Raw genomic sequence first — 15,495 nt, 5'->3', positions numbered from 1 at the left:
GGGTGTCCGGGTTCCCCGATGCGTGGTCACGTGCTCACAGCGGGGTCAGCTGTCCCGGACCCGGCGGGCGGGGCAGCAGCGCCGGTTCGGCCGACGCGGTCCTCGGCTCCAGCGCCAGCACCGCGGCCACGGGGTGGTCCTCGTCGACCGCCCCGACCGATTCGGCCGAGTCGTGGGCGGGGAGCGGGCCGGGTGCGTCGACCGGCGCGGGCGGCTCCGGTGCCGTACGCGACAGCAGGACGACACCCCACGCCGCCAGGCCGGCGCCGGCCAGCGCCAGCAGCACCCCCGGCGCCCCGCCCCGGAGGCGTTCGCCCAGCAGGGCGAGGCCGATCGTCGCGGCGGCCATCGGGTTGGCGAGCGTCACCACCGCCAGTGGCGCGCCCAGACCTCCCCGGTAGGCGGTCTGCGACAGCAGCAGCCCGCCGGCGGCGAAGGCCGCGACGAGCAGCGCCACCCCGATCACCTGCCAGCTCAGCACCCGGCCCGAGCGGTCGGTCGCGGCCACCGTCACCGTCTGGGTGAGTGCCGAGGCGACCCCGGAGGCGAAGCCGGACGCGGTCGCGTGCCGCAGGCCCGGCCGCGCGCCCGGACGGGACAGCAGTCCGATGAGCGCCGCTGTCGCCGCGGCGACCGCCAGTGCCTCGGGCGGGCTCAGGATCTCGTCGGGCGCGGACCCCGAGGCCATGACGAGGATCGCGGCCAGCCCGGCGAGGGTGTACGCGGTGCCGCGCCACTCGTCCGCGCTGACCCGGCGGCCCGCGAGCCGGGCACCCAGCGGCACCGCGGCGACCAGGGTGAGCGCGCCGAGCGGCTGCACCACGGTGAGCGGGCCGTACTTGAGGGCCACCACGTGCAGCAGGGCGGCGGCGGCGTTGAGCCCGACCGAACTCCACCAGGCGCCGCTGGCCAGCAGACGCAGCGTGCCGGATCCGGAGTCGGGTCCGGGGCCGGAGGTCCGGGAGGCGAGGCGTTCCTGGCCGACGGCCGCGGCCGCGTAGGCGACGGCGGAGAACAGCGACAGGACGACGGAGAGCAGGGTGGCGGTCATCGGACGCCCCCCGCAGGCGCGAGCGCCCCCGCAGGTGCGCGGTCCACGGTCGGTGCACGGTCCTGCGTCGGTACGAGTTCTTCCGGCGGTACGCGGTCCTGTGCCGGTACGCGGTCCTCGTGGACGTGTCCCGCGGTCGTGGCCGTCCGGTGCGGCGGGTGGATCAGGGCGAGCGCCAGGCAGAGCAGGGCGCCGGCCGTGATCGCGTCCAGCCAGTAGTGGTTCGCCGTGCCGACGATCACCAGCAGGGTCAGCAGCGGATGCAGCAGCCAGAGCGGGCGCCAGGGTGAGCGGGTCGAGGCGATCAGGCCGATCGCGACCATCAGCGCCCAGCCGAAGTGCAGCGAGGGCATCGCGGCGTACTGGTTGGAGAGGTGGTCGCTCGACGGAGGGCCGTACACGGAAGGCCCGTACACCTGTGCGGTGTCGACGAGTCCCGTCGCCGCGAGCATCCGCGGCGGGGCCAGCGGGAACGTGAGATGCAGGACCAGGGCGGCCGCGGTGAGCGCGGCCAGGACCCGGCGGGCCCAGACGTAGTGGGCGGGGCGGCGCAGATAGAGCCAGACCAGGAAGGCCACGGTGGCGGGGAAGTGGACGGTCGCGTAGTAGGTGTTCGCGAGGTGCGCCAGGGCTTCCCGGTGCAGCAGCGGGGCCTGGACGAGGCCCTCGCCGGGCAGGTGGACCGCCCGCTCCAGGTCCCACACGTGCCGGGCGTCGCGGAAGGCCTCGCCGGTGTGGCCGCTCGCCAGCTGCCTGCCGAGCTTGTAGACGAGGAAGAGTCCTGCGACGAGCAGGAACTCACGGACGAGCGGTGGCCGCGCTGTCGCGTCGGACTCCGCTTCTTCAGGCTCGGTTCGGTTCATCCCCCCGGCCCCCTTGCTGACGATGGTGCGTGCGCGCTGCGGCGAGCTCGGTGCCCGTCTCTCTGCGTACGCGTATGTGTATAAGGCAACGACACGCCGCCGTACCGATACGGTAGTGTACCGATACGTTGGTGTACCGGTACACTGACGTATCGATTGCATGCGACACACTGGAGAAGGGCCCGTCGGGCCTGTCGGACAGCAGTGAGGGGAAATGCCGATGACGTCGCAGGCCGCGGACGGACCGGAGACGGTCGTCGCCTCGCGCCGCTCCAAGCTCACCCGCGAGCGTGAGCAGGAGTTCTTCGACGCCGTCCTGGAACAGATCCGTGAATGCGGCTACGACTCCGTCACCATGGAGGGCGTCGCCGTGAGCACCCGGTGCAGCAAGTCCACGCTCTACCGGCAGTGGGGGACGAAGCCCCACTTCGTGGCGGCGGCGCTGCGCTCCACCCGACAGGCGCGCTTCGTCGGCATCGACACCGGAACGCTCGCCGACGACCTGCGCGCGGTGGCGCGGGCCGCGGGCGACTGGTCGGGCAAGGACACCAGACTGCTCCAGGCGCTCGGCCACGCCGTCATGCAGGACCTCGAACTCCAGAAGGCGCTGCGCGAGGCGCTCGTGGAGCCCGAGATCGCCGAGTTGGAGCGCATCCTCCGGCGCGGGGTCGAGCGCGGCGAGGTCGCGGCCGGCCATCCGGCGCTGGCCTACGTGCCCGCCATGATGTTCGGCGTCCTGCGGGTACGGCCCGTGCTGGTGGGCGAGTACGCCGACGGGGACTACCTCGTCGGGTTCGTGGAGGCCGCCGTGCTGCCGGCACTCGGCCTCGCCTGATACTCAGGCCGCCGTCCTCGGGATGACCGGACGGTGACCTGCTCGCGCCGCACCGTGGGGACGGGGGCGGCGCGCACCCCCCGGCCGGGTGGGGTTCCTCTTGAGCGGAGAGGTTCCCCACCCGGCCGACCGGCTTCTCGGGGCCGGTCAGACGTTCTGACCGCTGCCACTGCCGGTCGACACCTTGATGCCCGCGGTGATCTCGTCGATGACCGAGACCTTCTGGTCCGTGTCGACACCGAAGCGGACCACGGCGATCCGCGCGGGGTTCGCCGGAGAGGGGAACGCCAGCGACTCGACATAGCCGTCGGCACCCTTGCTCGTGACCGCCTTCCAGCGGACCAGATAGCCCTTCTGCCCGGCCACCGTCACCGCCTTGGAGGCCAGCACCTGATGCGAGGTGATCTTGCCGTAGGTGGTGCCGCCGTAGGACTCCTCGGCGTTCGTGGCGATGTCCGCCTTGGCGACCGCCTCCGCGGTCGAGCCCTTGGTGCCCAGGGCGATGGCGGGGGCCGAGTAGGCGCCGCCCTTGGTGCACTTCTGGGAGGTGTCGCCGGGGCAGGCGTACGAGTTGTTCGACGTGACCTGCGCGCCGACGCTGATCTCCTGGCCGTACCAGTCGTCCGGTATGGGGATGCTGATCCCGCTCACCGCGTCGGTGACCGAGCCGCTCTTGATCTTCGGCGCCTCCGACCGGTCGGGCGCGGGCGACTGTCCGCCGTCGCCCGAGCCACCGTCGCCGCCGGAGCCCCCTGGGCCGCCCGGACCACCCTGGCCGCCCGACTCGCCGAAGGGGCCGCCCTGCCCGCCGGAGCCGTTCTGGCCGCCCTGGCCCTGCCGTGCGTCGTCCGTGCCGCCGCCACCGTCGTCCTTGGTCAGCGCGAACACGCCGATGCCGATGCTGGCGAGCACCGCCACCGCGACGCCGACGGCTATGCCGGTCCGCAGCCCGCGCCGCCGGCCGTCCGTCGGCGGCTGCGCGGGGTAGCCGGGATATCCGGGGTAGCCGGGATATCCCGGCTGTGTGGGATAGGAGGAGTCGGGCGAGACGTACGGCTGCGTACCCTCGGGCGACACCTGCATCGGCGGACCCCAGCCGGCGGCCTCTCCCGCGGGGCGGGTCTGGTCCGTCCACGTCTTGCCGTCCCACCAGCGCTCGGTGGGGGGACCATCACTTTTCTGCCCGGGGTCGGGGTACCACCCGGGAGGAGTCACCTGCGTCATGCCCCCACCGTATGAGGCGTCGGTGAAAGAGGGATGAGAGGGATCCCGTCTTCGCTTCCGCGCCCCCTTTCCGCCACCCCCCGGCGTGCCCCGAGCCACCCCCGGCCCGCCACCGGGTCACCCGCCCCCGGCGTGCCACCGGGCCGTCCCCGCGGCGCGTCCCCGGACCACCGGGCCCGGTGCGCCACCGGGCCACCCGTTCCCCGCGCGTCCCGCACCACCCCCCTCGCGGCGCGCCCCCGGATCGCCGGGCCCGGCGCGCCACCCGACCACCCGCCCCCGGCGCGCCACCGGACCACCCCTCGCCGCGCCACCGAACCGCCACCCCGGCCGGCCCCCGCCCACGTGAGTTCACCGTCAATTCGCTTTTTCCGCAACGCCGTTGACGCTCGGCAGTCGTCCCGCACGGGACCCCGCGTCGTCCCGGCGTACCTGCCGTCACCCTTGACGGCAAGAGGTGCGCGGACCGGCCTCCGGTTCGCGGGCGGGGCGGCTACGCTCGAGGTCTGTACGTCGTTCGGGCGACTTCGGGAGGTAGCGGGATGACGGAGGCCAGGCCCGGGTCGGCCGCCTCGGCTTCCCTGTGGGAGCGCGACGAGGAAGTCGCCGCCATCGCTCGCGCGGTGGAGACCCTGTGCGCCGACCGGTCCTCCGCGGGGAGCCTGGTGGTGCTGCGGGGCGAGGCGGGCCTCGGCAAGACCGCGCTGCTGGCCGAGACGCGTCGTATCGCCGAGGCCCGTGGCTGCACCGTGTGGTCCGCGCGTGGCGGTGAGACCCTGAGGTCCGTCCCCTTCAACGTCGTAAGGCAGTTGCTCCGGCCCGCCCTGATGTCGCTGCTGCCGGAGGAGGCTCGCGAGTACCTCGGCGACTGGTACGACGTCGCGGGCCCCGCCCTCGGCATCACGGAGCCCGGCGAGCGCCACGCCGACCCGCAGGGCGTCTGCGACGGACTCGTCGCCGCCGTGCGCCGGCTGGCCGGGCGGGACTGGCCGCTCGTCCTGCTGATCGACGACCTCCACTGGGCGGACCAGGAGACCCTGCGCTGGCTCAGCGCCTTCACCGAGCACCTCGACGACCTTTCCGTCCTGGTCGTCGTGGCCCGCAGGCCCGGCGGGGTCGGCGGCGAGAGCGCCCGCCTCCTGGACGGCATCGCCGCGGTGGGCGGCCCCGTCACCCAGCTGAGCGCCCTGACCCCGGACGCGGTGGCCGGTCTCACCCGGGCCGCGCTCGGTCCGCACGCCGACGCCCCGTTCTGCCGGGAGGTGTGGGCCGTCACCGGCGGCAATCCCTACGAGACGATCGAACTCCTCGTCAAGGTGCGGAACAGCGAGCTGGAGCCGACCGAGTCCTCGGCCGGCGAACTGCGCGCCCTGAACCGCTCGGCCCGCGGCGGTGGCCTCGTCGCCCGCCTGGAACAACTCGGCATCGACGCCACCCGGTTCGCCTGGGCCGCCGCCATCCTCGGCAGCGGCATCTCGGTGGAACTCGTGGCCCGGCTCGCCGCGATGCGCCACGACGAAGCCGTGCGCTGCGCCCGACTGCTGTGCGACGCCCGCTTCCTGACCGAACCGGACCCCAGCGCGGGCCCGGTGGCGGTGGGGGAACTCCAGTTCCTCCACCCGCTGATCGCCTCCGCCGTCTACAACTCCATCCCGGACGCGCTGCGCACCGCCATGCACGGCATCGCCGCCCAGGTCGTCACCGACTCGGGGCGGGGAGCGGCCGCCGCGGCACGCCATCTGCTCCAGGTCCATCCGGACGACGACGAGGAACTCGTCGAGCAGTTGCGGGAGGCCGCCCGCGAGCATCTGTCCGTCGGCGCCCCGGACGCGGCCCGCGCCTGCCTCGAACGGGCCCTGCTGGAACCGCCCCGGCCCGAGGTGCACGCCCGGGTGCTGTACGAACTGGGCTGCGCCGCCCTGCTGACCGCGCCCGCCCGGACCATCGGCCATCTGCGGACCGCCCTCGGCATGCCGGGCCTGGGCGGTGTCGAACGCGTCGACGCCGTCGTCCGCCTCTCCCAGGCGCTGCTCCACAACGACCAGTTGGAGGAGGCGGTCCGCACCGTCGAGGCGGAGGCCGCCCGGCAGGGGGCCGGACCCGCCCGGATGCGGTTGCAGGCCGTGCAGTACATGTGGGAGGGCGTCTTCGGCGAGACGACCTCACCGGGCCGGTCGGAGCGCCTCGCCGAGCTCGCCCGCACCTGCGCCGGCCGCGACAACTCCGAGCGCGCCGTGCTGATCCTGCGCGCCTTCGACCTCATGTCACACGGCGGGAACGCCGAGGAGGTCGTGGAGTTCGCCGACCGCGCCCTCGTCAACGGCCGCCTCGCGCCGGGCCTCGGCTGGACCGACAGCGAGTGGGGCGTCGAACTGCTGATGATGCTGGGCAGTTCGTACGTCTACGCCGACCGCCTCGACCGGGCCGAGAGCCTGTTCGCCGAGGCGCTGCGCGTCTACACCACGGCCGGCTGGAGCGGCGGCCATCTCGCCCTGGCCAACGCGTTCGTCGGGCTCGCCTACCGCAGACAGGGCCGCCTCAGGGACGCGGAGACCATCCTGCGCGAGTCGTTGCGGCTGGCCGAGCGGGTCGGCCGTGGTCTGCCCCTGTACTGGTCGGCGTCCTGCGGGCTCGTCGACACGCTGCTGGCCCGCGGCCACGTCCAGGAGGCCTGGGCGGTCGCCGAACGCTACGGCTTCGCCCCGCCGTACCCGTCGACCATCGTGCTGCCCGACCCGCGCTCCGTACGCGGCCGCCTGCTGCTGGCCGTCGGCCGCACCAAGGACGGGGTCAACGAGCTGGAGGCGGCCGAGAAGGCGGCCGCCGCCCGCGGCGGCCACAACCCGGTGCTCGCGCCGTGGACGGTCGACCTGGCCAGGGCGCTGGCCGTCGAGGATCCCGTCCGGGCCGGACGGCTCGCCGCCGACGCGCGCCGCCAGGCCGAACGCCTCGGCACGGACACCGCCATCGGCGAGGCCCTGCGCTGTGCCGCCGCCCTGGAGACCGGACAGCGCGCGGTGCGGCTGGCCGGCCAGGCGGCCGCCTACCTGGAGTCCTCGCCGTGCCAGTACGAACACGCGGCCGCCCGGGTCGAGTACGGCAGCGCCGCCCGCTCCGTCGCCGACCTCAACCGGGGCCTGGCACTGGCCCGTTCGTGCGGCGCCGACGGTCTGGTGCGACAGGCGCGCGCGGCCCTGGACACGGCCCGCGGCCCGCGCTGAGGCCGGGTGCCGCGACCGGGCCCCCCGGGGGAAGGATCCCGACGGGCGGCCCCCCGGGACCAGGGCCGTCAGAGCCACCCGCCGCGTCGCCCCGGGGCCGCGGCCGTCACCTCACCGCCGCCCCGCCTCGGCGCCACGGCCGTCGGGAGGCTCACTCGCCGCCCCGTTCCTCCTCGGCCAGCACCCGCTGGGCCGTGGCGAACGCCGAGTTCGCGGCCGGGACCCCGCAGTACACGGCCGTCTGCAACAGCACCGCGCCGATCTCCTCGGGGCTGAGCCCGTTGCGCCGCGCCGCCCGGACGTGCATGGCCAGCTCCTCGTAGTGGCCGTGCGCCACCAGCGCCGTCAGCGTGATCATGCTGCGTTCGCGGCGGCTGAGCGTCGGATCGGTCCAGATCTCCCCCCACGCGTAGCGCGAGATGAAGTCCTGGAAGCGTGCCGTGAACGGCGTCTGCCGGGCCTGCGCGCGGTCCACGTGCGCGTCGCCGAGGACCTCGCGCCGGACCTCCATCCCGCGCCGGGCGGCTCCGCCGAGGTGCGCCCGCAGCGCCGTCAGCACGGCCTCCGGGCACTGCGCGGGCGCCAGGTGCGAGGCGCCGGGCAGTTCGACGAGCGTGGCCTGCGGCACCGCGTCGGCGATCTCCCGCAGATGCGCGGGCGGGGTCGCCGGGTCCTGGCGGCCGGCGATCAGCAGGGTGCGCACGGAGATCTCGCCGAGCCGGTCCCGCAGGTCGAACGCGGCCAGCGCGTCGCAGCAGGCGGCGTACGCCCCCGGGTCGGCCTCCCGGTGGTCCCGGACCAGCCGGGGCACACTGAACCCGGGGGTGAACCAGCGGGCGTCCGCGCTCCCGGCGAGCCCGGCCAGTCCCTCGCGCCGCACCAGCGCGGCCCGTTCCTGCCACGGTCGCGCGCTGTTGAAGTGCGCCGAGGAGCAGATCACGGCCAGCGACGAGACCCGCTCGGGGTGGCGCAGGGCGAGGTGCAGGCCCACCGCGCCGCCGAGCGACACCCCCGCGTACCCGAACCGCTCGATCCCGAGCGAGTCGGCGAGCGCGAGCACCAGGTCGGCGAGGTCCCCGACGGTGGCGCCGGGGCCGATCAGGTCCGGCGCGCTGCCGCCGTGCCCGGGCAGGTCGAAGCGGACCACGCGGTGGGCGGCCGACAGCTCGGGCGCCACCTTGTCCCACAGTGCGTACGACGTGCCGAGGGACGGTCCCAGCAGCAGCGGGGGAGCGGAAGCGGGCCCCTCGGCCAGGTGGTTGAGGAGTGTGGCGGTCAACGTCGCTCCAGACAACGGTCGGTGAGGGCTCCGGAGGCGCCGGTGTAACGGGTGGGATCGGCCGCGTCGGTGAGCCCGATCCCTTTCGACTCCGGTTCCTCCGAGAGGAGTTCGGCCAGCGGGCGGCCTTCGGTGTGGGTGCGCCGGGCGAGGTCGGTTAGCAGCTCCTTGGCGCGGGCCCGGCCGAGCACCCCGGCCAGCTCGGCCGACAGCCGCTCGGAGACGATCAACCCGTGGGTGAGGTCGAGGTGTTCGCGCATGACGTCCGGGTGCACCCGCAGTCCCTCGGCGAGTTCGGCGGCGTCCCGGGCTGCGCCCCCGACCAGCCGCAGCAGCTCCCGCAGCGGCTCCCACTCCGCGTGCCAGGCGCCGGCCGGCCGCTCGTCCTCGGCGACCAGCGCCCCGTGGAGCGTGGCCGCGAGCTGGGGCGCCCGCCGGGCAGCCGCCACGATCAGGGTCGACCGTACGGGGTTGGCCTTGTGCGGCATGGCCGACGAACCTCCGCCGCCGCCCTCCGCGACCTCGCCGATCTCGGTGCGGGTCAGGGTGAGCACGTCCACGGCGGTCTTGCCCAGCGCCCCGGCCGTGAAGGCCAGGGCCCCGGCCAGGTCGGCGATCGGGGTGCGCAGTGTGTGCCAGGGCAACAGCGGTTCCCTGAGCCCGAGTTCGCGGGCGTAGGCGGCGGGCAGGGCGAGCGGGTCGGCGGCGCCGTACACCGAGAAGGCCGCGAGGGTCCCGGCCGCGCCGCCGAGCTGGGCGGGCAGCGTGTCGCGTACGGCGGTCAGCCGGTCGCGCGCGTCGAGCACCAGCGACCGCCAGCCGGCCGCCTTCAGTCCGAACGTCGTCGGCACGGCGTGCTGGGTGAGCGTCCGCCCCGGCATCGCGGTGTCCCGGTGCGCGGCGGCCAGCGCGGCCAACGCCCGCTCGGTACGGGCGAGATCGTCGAGGACCGGGCCGAGCGTGCGCACGGCCACCAGCATCGTCGCCGTGTCCATGATGTCCTGGCTGGTCGCGCCCCGGTGGACGTACGGACCGTGCTCCGGGCCGACCGCCTTCGTCAGGTCGGCGACCAGCGGGATCACCGGGTTCCCGCCGGTCCGGGCGCGCAGGGCCAGATCGTGCACGTCGAAGCCGGCGCCCGCGGCCGCCTCGGTCACCGCCGTCGCCGCCGCGGCCGGGGCCAGGCCCAGCGCCGCCTGTGCCCGGGTCAGCGCGGCCTCCGCGTCCAGCAGCGCCCGCAGAAAGGCGCGGTCGCCGGTCGCGGACGCGGCGGGGGAGCCCGCCCACCCGGGGGCGAGCAGGCCGGTGTCGGGTTCGGCAGCTGTCACTGGAACTCCAGGAAGACCGTCTCGCCTTCGCCCTGAAGGCGGATGTCGAAACGGTACGTGCCGTCGCCCCCGTCACGGGCGATCAGCGTGTCGCGGCGCTCCTCGGCCAGCCCCGCCAGCAGCGGGTCCGCGGCGAGCGCCGCATGGTCGCCCGGCAGGTAGATCCGGGTGAACAGGTGGACGAGCAGCCCCCGCGCGAAGACGCACACACTGAGATACGGCGCGCTGCGCCCGCGTGCGCCGGGGCGCAGGGTGCGCGCGTACCAGTGTCCGTCGGCGTCGGTCTGGATCCGGCCCCAGCCGGTGAACTGCACGCCGTTGCGGCCCAGGTGGCCGCCGGTCGCGGGATCGCGCCGCATCGATCCGTCCACCGTCGGCACCCGGCCGTCCGGGCCGGGTCCCCACAGTTCCACGAGGGCGTCGGGCAGCGGGTTGCCCTCACCGTCGTACACGTACCCCTGGACGGTGACGGTGTCCGGGTGGCCCACCGGGGCGATGTCGCCGCCGCCCGGGAACGGCAGCGCGTAGCCGTAGAACGGGCCCACGGTGTGCGACGGCGTGGGCAGCACGCTCTCCGGCCTGCTGGTGTCGATCTTCGTCATGTCCGGTCAGCGCCCTTCTTCGATCCAGGTGGCGTTCGGTCCGTCGAGGACCAGGTCCCAGTGGTAGCCGAGCGAGAACTCCGGCACGGACAGACCGTGGTCGTACGTCGCGATCAGCCGCTGCCGGGCGGCGTCGTCCGTCACGGACTGCAGGATCGGGTCGTAGGGGAAGAGCGGGTCGTTCGGGAAGTACATCTGCGTCACCAGCCGCTGGGTGAACGCCGAGCCGAACACCGAGAAGTGGATGTGCGCCGGGCGCCAGGCGTTGACGTGGTTGCGCCACGGGTACGGGCCCGGCTGGATCGTGGTGAAGCGGTAGTGGCCGGAGTCGTCGGTGAGCGTGCGGCCCACGCCGGTGAAGTTGGGGTCCAGCGGGGCGTCGTGCTGCTCGCGCCGGTGGGCGTAGCGGCCGGCCGAGTTCGCCTGCCAGATCTCCACGAGCTGGCCGCGCACCGGACGCCCGTCGCGGTCCAGCAGCCGTCCGGAGACGGTGATCCGCTCGCCGATCGGCTCGCCGCGGTGGTGCCGGGTGAGGTCGTTGTCGATCTCGGTGACGTCACGCTCGCCGAAGGCGGGGGAGCGCAGCTCCACCAGCTCCGGGTCCTGGGTCACGTCGATGGTGACCGGCGGCTGCTTCGGGTGCCGCAGCACCGAGGAGCGGTACGGCGCGTAGTCCCGTCGTGGCTGGTGCTCCACGGGCGCGCCGCCGGCGAGCCGCTTCTCGTAGGCGGCGCGTTCGGCCGCGATCTCCTGGTCGATGTCCTGCTGGGTGAGAGCCATGGGGGTCCTAGCGGTTCCTAGATAGTCAGCGCACTGAGTATTTCGGTGGGGGTTCCCTCACGCTGTCACCGGTGGGCTCGGGCGTCAAGACCCGCGAGAAATACGTGGTCAGTACCTGTCCCACTCCCAGGCAGTGTCCGATTCGGTCGCGTATTGTTCAGTGCACCTACGAATTACGACCGCTGACTACGACCACGGGAGCGCACATGGCCGCGGTGGACCTCACCACCCACCCCGGGCACCTGGCCCGGCGGCTCCAGCAGGCCCACCACCTGCTGTGGAACACGATGGTCTCCGAGGAGATCACCTCTCCGCAGTTCGCCGTGCTCAACACGCTGGTCGCCGAGCCCGGCCTCGACCAGCGCACCGTGGGGGAGCGGGTGGGGCTGGACCGGTCCACCATCGCCGAGGTGGTCAGCCGGCTCGGCCGGCGCGGGCTGCTGGACAAGGTCCGCGACCCGCAGGACGGCCGCCGCTCCCTGCTGCGCCTCACGGACGACGGCCTGCGCACCCACCGCAGGCTGGCCGTCCGCACCGCCCGGATGAACCAGGTCTTCCTCGCCCCGCTCTCCGCCGCGGAGCAGACGCAGTTCTTCGAGCTGATCCGCCGGGTCTCGGACGCGGCCGAGGGGCTGCGCAACCCGGCGGAGCCCCTGGCCGGTCAGACCTGATCACGCCTTGGCCAGCACCACCCACACCTGGCCCTTCGCGAAGTTCACCGGCGAGCCGTCCGGGGTCGTGAACGTCGTGCCCGCGGCGGCCGTCGGCCGCGCCCAGCGGACGTCGTAGCCGCGTCCGTCGCGCAGCACCTCCGCCTTCCCGGCCCCCACCGTCTCGGTGTACGGCGTGTAGTTGCCCAGCACGTCGTGGTAGCCGGACCTGCGGATCTTCACGTACTGCACGACGACCGTCGCGGGCGCCAGCCGCCGGCCCGCGGCGGTCACCGTCGGCGTCCCGTCCTGGGTGACCAGCCAGCGGTGCCGGTCCGCGGACCAGGTGAAGGTGACGCGGGCGGCGGGGTAGCGGACGGTGCGGGTGGTGCGGGGACGCCCGCCCTCGGGCGCGGCGCCGTACCGGAAGCCGGTGGTCAGCGCCTCGGGACCCGGCGCCGAGTGCATCAGCTTCGACGGTCGCAGATACAGGTTGTGGGGTGCGACGTGGTCGCCGCCCCGGAAGTAGGCGCCGGGCACCCGGTCCGCCGGCTCGGCGCGCAGCGGCGCGCGGTCGATCAGTGGCAGCAGCTTCCCCTGCGCGCCCGAGAACGCGAGCGTCGGCCGGTCGAACTGGCCCAGCAGTTCCAGGTCGGACTCGCGGGCGCTGCGCACCGGACCGATCACCTCCGGCAACCTGGTGGCGTACACGGCCATCAGCCGGCTCAGCCCGCCCTCGACCTGCTCGACGTACACGACGTCCGCGGAGTCCAGCCCGCGCTGCGGCCGGGCCGCGGAAACGTTGTCGATCTTCACCGCGAGCACCGATCCGCTGCTCGTCCGGGTCGGGGCGGCGGAGGGGCTGGGCGTGGCGGGTGTGCTGTGCGCCGACGGCCGTGCCCGGCCCCGCTCGTCGTCGCCCGGACGGTGCGACGTCGTACAGCCCGCCGTCCACGCGGCCACCACCGCGGTGACCAGCAGCGCCGCGGTCGTCGCGGCCCCCCGTGTGCGCGTTCTTCGTCCCTTGCCCAACGTCGCCACCCCGTTCTGTGCCCATGCTTGTGCGTTCAACGTCTTTTGATGCCTCTACCCGCTCGGCACCGATCGCGTGCGTCCGCCGCGCCGCGTGATCCGGCGGCGACCGGTCCGGAAGGCGCGCGGGCCCGGGTCGCGGTTCGGCTCCGGGCCCAGGGGTACCCGGCAGGTCACCGCTGTGGCGGACACACCCCGGCGCCGGAGGGAGCGCGGCACGATGAGGGCAGTGACTTGGCAGGGCAGACGCGACGTGCGGGTGGAGGACGTGCCCGACCCGACCATCCAGGAACCGACGGACGCCGTCATCCGCATCACCTCCAGCGGTCTGTGCGGCTCCGACCTGCATCTCTACGAGGTGCTCACCCCGTTCATGACACCGGGCGACATCCTCGGCCATGAACCCATGGGCATCGTGGAGGAGGTCGGCGCGGGGGTGCCGGACCTGGCGGCCGGTGACCGGGTGGTGGTGCCGTTCCAGATCGCCTGCGGCAACTGCTGGATGTGCCTGGAGGGACTGCCGACCCAGTGCGAGACCACCCAGTGCACCGGCGAGGGCATGGGCGCGGCCCTGTTCGGCTACACCCGCCTCTACGGCGCGGTGCCGGGCGCCCAGGCCGAGTACCTCAGGGTGCCGCAGGCGCAGTTCGGCCCGATCAAGGTTCCGGAGGGACCGCCCGACGACCGGTTCGTCTATCTGTCCGACGTCCTGCCCACCGCCTGGCAGGCGGTCGCCTACGCGGGACTCAAGCCGGGCGCCGACATCGCGGTGCTCGGCCTCGGGCCCGTCGGCGAGATGGCCTGCCGGGTGGCCCAGGTACGTGGCGCCGGACGGGTGTTCGGCGTGGACCTGGTCACGCGGCGGCTGATGCGGGCACGCGAGCGGGGCGTGGAGACCTTCGACCTCAGGGAGTTCGACAGCGAGAAGGAACTGCTCACCGCGATCCGCGACCGGACCGCCGGCCGGGGCCCCGACGCCGTCATCGACGCGGTCGGCACGGAGGCGCACGGCAGCGCGGTCGCCCGGCTGGCCCAGCAGGCCTCGACGATGCTGCCCCGCAGGCTGAGCGGTCCGCTCGCCGAGCACTTCGCCGTGGACCGGCTCGCCGCCTTCCACACGGCCATCGAACTCGTGCGCCGCGGCGGCACGATCTCGATCGTGGGCGTGTACGGCGGCACGGCCGACCCGGTCCCGATGCTCACCCTGTTCGACAAGCAGGTCCAGATCAGGATGGGCCAGGCCAACGTCCGCCGGTGGAGCGACGAGATCATGCCGTACCTGACGGACGAGGACCCGCTGGGCGTCGACGACTTCGCCACCCACCGGCTGCCGCTGGGCGAGGCACCCGAGGCGTACGAGATGTTCCAGCGCAAGGAGGACGGCGCCGTCAAGATCCTCATGCACCCGTGAGGATCCACGCGAGGCCGTGCCGGGGCGCGTCCCGGGTCCGGCTCGGGCCGGTGCCTGGACGCGCTTCGGGTTCGGCTCGGTCCGCTGCCGGGACGTGCCGTTCGGCTCGGTCCGTTGCCGGGGCGCACCCCGGGTCCGGCTCAGGCCGGTGACCCGAGGACCTCCGCGAGGTCGTAGCGCACCGGTTCCCTCAGTTGCGCGTACGTGCAGCTCTCCGGCGTACGGTCCGGGCGCCAGCGGCGGAAGCGGGCGGTGTGCCGGAAACGCGTCCCGTTCTCCATGTGGTCGTACGCCACCTCGGCCACCCGTTCCGGCCGCACCGGCACCCAGGACGGGTCCTTCCTGCCCGACCAGCGGCTGGGCGCGCCGGGCAGCCGGGCCGTGTCGTGCGCGGTCTCGTCCGACCAGGCGGCCCACGGATGCCCCTGGACGTCCGTGAGCCGCAGCGGCTCCAGCTCCTCCACCAGCTCGGCGCGCCGCTTCGTCGTGAAGGCCGCGCAGACGCCGACGTGCTGGAGGACGCCCCGGTCGTCGTACAGGCCCAGCAGCAGCGAGCCCACGACGGGACCGCTCTTGTGGAACCGGTAGCCGGCGACGACCACGTCCGCCGTCCGCTCGTGCTTGATCTTGAACATGGCCCGCTCGTCCTGTCGGTAGCGCAGCGTCAGCGGCTTGGCGATCACACCGTCCAGACCGGCCCCCTCGTACTGTTCGAACCATCGCTGTGCCACCTCGACGTCCGTGGTCGCGGGCGCCAGGTGCACCGGCGCCGTCACCCCGGCCAGCGCCCCGGTCAGCAGGGCCCGCCGGTCGGTCAGCGGCAGGTCGACCAGCGACTCGTCGGCGAGCGCCAGCAGGTCGAACGCGACGAAGGAGGCGGGGGTCCGCTCGGCGAGCGTGCGCACCCGGGAGGCGGCCGGATGGATGCGCTCACCGAGCGCGTCGAAGTCGAGCCGGCCCTCCCGGACGATCACGATCTCCCCGTCGACCACGCACCGCTCGGGCAGCCGCTCCGCCAGCGCCTCGACCAGCTCGGGGAAGTACCTGGTCAGCGACCTGCCGGTGCGGCTGCCCAGTTCGACCTCGGTGCCGTCACGGAACACGATCGCCCGGAAGCCGTCCCACTTCGCCTCGTACTGCATGTCCGGCGGGATCCTGGCCACCGACTTGGCGAGCATCGGCTTCACGGGCGGCATGACAGGCAGATCCATGCTCCGAT

The 15,495-nt window shown here is 74.0% G+C and carries 13 protein-coding genes; 4 read left to right on the top strand and 9 right to left on the bottom strand.

Annotation, left to right across the window (positions count from 1 at the left end):
* Window positions 1–34: 34 nt before the first annotated feature.
* Both ACZ60B_RS28005 and ACZ60B_RS28000 read right to left on the bottom strand, forming a co-directional pair.
* The gene (locus ACZ60B_RS28005; RefSeq protein WP_469391634.1) at window positions 35–1,051 is read right to left on the bottom strand and encodes a DMT family protein; all 1,017 of its coding nucleotides are present in this window, start codon (window positions 1,049–1,051) and stop codon (window positions 35–37) included.
* Window positions 1,048–1,914 carry a phosphatase PAP2 family protein gene (locus tag ACZ60B_RS28000; RefSeq protein WP_469391632.1) on the bottom strand — a complete coding sequence of 289 codons (867 nt, stop codon included), beginning with the start codon at window positions 1,912–1,914 and terminating at the stop codon, window positions 1,048–1,050. Before ACZ60B_RS28000 ends, ACZ60B_RS28005 begins: the two co-directional genes overlap by 4 nt.
* Before the next feature lie 220 nt (window positions 1,915–2,134).
* Between ACZ60B_RS28000 and ACZ60B_RS27995 the strand changes: the two genes are divergently transcribed.
* Window positions 2,135–2,749: a TetR/AcrR family transcriptional regulator gene (locus tag ACZ60B_RS27995; RefSeq protein ID WP_469391630.1), complete on the top strand. Its 615-nt coding sequence runs from the start codon at window positions 2,135–2,137 to the stop codon at window positions 2,747–2,749.
* Window positions 2,750–2,896: 147 nt separating this feature from the next.
* On the opposite strand, the gene ACZ60B_RS27990 is transcribed toward ACZ60B_RS27995, so the two are convergent.
* A complete protein-coding gene (locus ACZ60B_RS27990; protein ID WP_469391628.1) occupies window positions 2,897–3,973 on the bottom strand; it encodes a DUF2510 domain-containing protein in 1,077 nt (358 codons plus the stop codon).
* 542 nt (window positions 3,974–4,515) lie between these two features.
* Here ACZ60B_RS27990 and ACZ60B_RS27985 point away from each other — a divergent pair.
* Complete coding sequence (locus ACZ60B_RS27985; RefSeq protein ID WP_469391626.1) at window positions 4,516–7,194, top strand: ATP-binding protein; 2,679 nt, start codon at window positions 4,516–4,518, stop codon at window positions 7,192–7,194.
* A 151-nt stretch (window positions 7,195–7,345) separates the two neighbouring features.
* Here the strand turns inward: ACZ60B_RS27985 and pcaDC are convergent, their stop codons facing one another.
* Genes pcaDC through pcaH form a run of 4 tightly spaced genes read right to left on the bottom strand, consistent with a single transcriptional unit; the run spans window position 7,346 to window position 11,183 of the window.
* Window positions 7,346–8,473: a bifunctional 3-oxoadipate enol-lactonase/4-carboxymuconolactone decarboxylase PcaDC gene (pcaDC, locus tag ACZ60B_RS27980; protein ID WP_469391624.1), complete on the bottom strand. Its 1,128-nt coding sequence runs from the start codon at window positions 8,471–8,473 to the stop codon at window positions 7,346–7,348.
* Window positions 8,470–9,801 (bottom strand): 3-carboxy-cis,cis-muconate cycloisomerase, encoded by a 1,332-nt coding sequence (pcaB, locus tag ACZ60B_RS27975; RefSeq protein WP_469391622.1) that lies wholly within the window; start codon window positions 9,799–9,801, stop codon window positions 8,470–8,472. Before pcaB ends, pcaDC begins: the two co-directional genes overlap by 4 nt.
* A complete protein-coding gene (gene pcaG, locus ACZ60B_RS27970) occupies window positions 9,798–10,403 on the bottom strand; it encodes a protocatechuate 3,4-dioxygenase subunit alpha (RefSeq protein WP_469391620.1) in 606 nt (201 codons plus the stop codon). The genes pcaB and pcaG overlap by 4 nt, the downstream gene beginning before the upstream one ends.
* A 6-nt stretch (window positions 10,404–10,409) precedes the next feature.
* Window positions 10,410–11,183 carry a protocatechuate 3,4-dioxygenase subunit beta gene (gene pcaH / locus ACZ60B_RS27965; protein WP_469391618.1) on the bottom strand — a complete coding sequence of 258 codons (774 nt, stop codon included), beginning with the start codon at window positions 11,181–11,183 and terminating at the stop codon, window positions 10,410–10,412.
* Window positions 11,184–11,389: 206 nt separating this feature from the next.
* On the opposite strand from pcaH, the gene ACZ60B_RS27960 reads away from it, so the two are divergent.
* Window positions 11,390–11,854, top strand: coding sequence for a MarR family winged helix-turn-helix transcriptional regulator (locus ACZ60B_RS27960; RefSeq protein WP_450665378.1), 465 nt, complete (start codon window positions 11,390–11,392; stop codon window positions 11,852–11,854).
* On the opposite strand, the gene ACZ60B_RS27955 is transcribed toward ACZ60B_RS27960, so the two are convergent.
* Window positions 11,855–12,904, bottom strand: coding sequence for a DUF3048 domain-containing protein (locus tag ACZ60B_RS27955; protein WP_469391615.1), 1,050 nt, complete (start codon window positions 12,902–12,904; stop codon window positions 11,855–11,857).
* A gap of 181 nt (window positions 12,905–13,085) precedes the next feature.
* On the opposite strand from ACZ60B_RS27955, the gene ACZ60B_RS27950 reads away from it, so the two are divergent.
* The gene (locus ACZ60B_RS27950; RefSeq protein ID WP_469391613.1) at window positions 13,086–14,276 is read left to right on the top strand and encodes a zinc-dependent alcohol dehydrogenase; all 1,191 of its coding nucleotides are present in this window, start codon (window positions 13,086–13,088) and stop codon (window positions 14,274–14,276) included.
* Window positions 14,277–14,416: 140 nt separating this feature from the next.
* Here the strand turns inward: ACZ60B_RS27950 and ACZ60B_RS27945 are convergent, their stop codons facing one another.
* Window positions 14,417–15,487 (bottom strand): ATP-dependent DNA ligase, encoded by a 1,071-nt coding sequence (locus ACZ60B_RS27945; RefSeq protein ID WP_469391611.1) that lies wholly within the window; start codon window positions 15,485–15,487, stop codon window positions 14,417–14,419.
* Between the last annotated feature and the right edge of the window lie 8 nt (window positions 15,488–15,495).

It is taken from the genome of Streptomyces sp. NPDC104096 (genome assembly GCF_055584385.1).
The sequence above is the reverse complement of the archived record's forward strand: the minus strand, read 5'-3'. Positions and strand labels throughout refer to the sequence as shown.

Excerpts from the sequence above, each read along its gene's own strand:
- ACZ60B_RS27945 (WP_469391611.1), bottom strand. The coding sequence starts at position 15,487 with ATGGATCTGCCTGTCATGCCGCCCGTGAAGCCGATGCTCGCCAAGTCG.
- pcaH (WP_469391618.1), bottom strand. The coding sequence starts at position 11,183 with ATGGCTCTCACCCAGCAGGACATCGACCAGGAGATCGCGGCCGAACGC.
- ACZ60B_RS28000 (WP_469391632.1), bottom strand. The coding sequence starts at position 1,914 with ATGAACCGAACCGAGCCTGAAGAAGCGGAGTCCGACGCGACAGCGCGG.
- ACZ60B_RS27960 (WP_450665378.1), top strand. The coding sequence starts at position 11,390 with ATGGCCGCGGTGGACCTCACCACCCACCCCGGGCACCTGGCCCGGCGG.
- ACZ60B_RS27950 (WP_469391613.1), top strand. The coding sequence starts at position 13,086 with ATGAGGGCAGTGACTTGGCAGGGCAGACGCGACGTGCGGGTGGAGGAC.
- ACZ60B_RS27985 (WP_469391626.1), top strand. The coding sequence starts at position 4,516 with ATGACGGAGGCCAGGCCCGGGTCGGCCGCCTCGGCTTCCCTGTGGGAG.
- ACZ60B_RS27990 (WP_469391628.1), bottom strand. The coding sequence starts at position 3,973 with ATGACGCAGGTGACTCCTCCCGGGTGGTACCCCGACCCCGGGCAGAAA.
- pcaG (WP_469391620.1), bottom strand. The coding sequence starts at position 10,403 with ATGACGAAGATCGACACCAGCAGGCCGGAGAGCGTGCTGCCCACGCCG.
- ACZ60B_RS27995 (WP_469391630.1), top strand. The coding sequence starts at position 2,135 with ATGACGTCGCAGGCCGCGGACGGACCGGAGACGGTCGTCGCCTCGCGC.
- ACZ60B_RS28005 (WP_469391634.1), bottom strand. The coding sequence starts at position 1,051 with ATGACCGCCACCCTGCTCTCCGTCGTCCTGTCGCTGTTCTCCGCCGTC.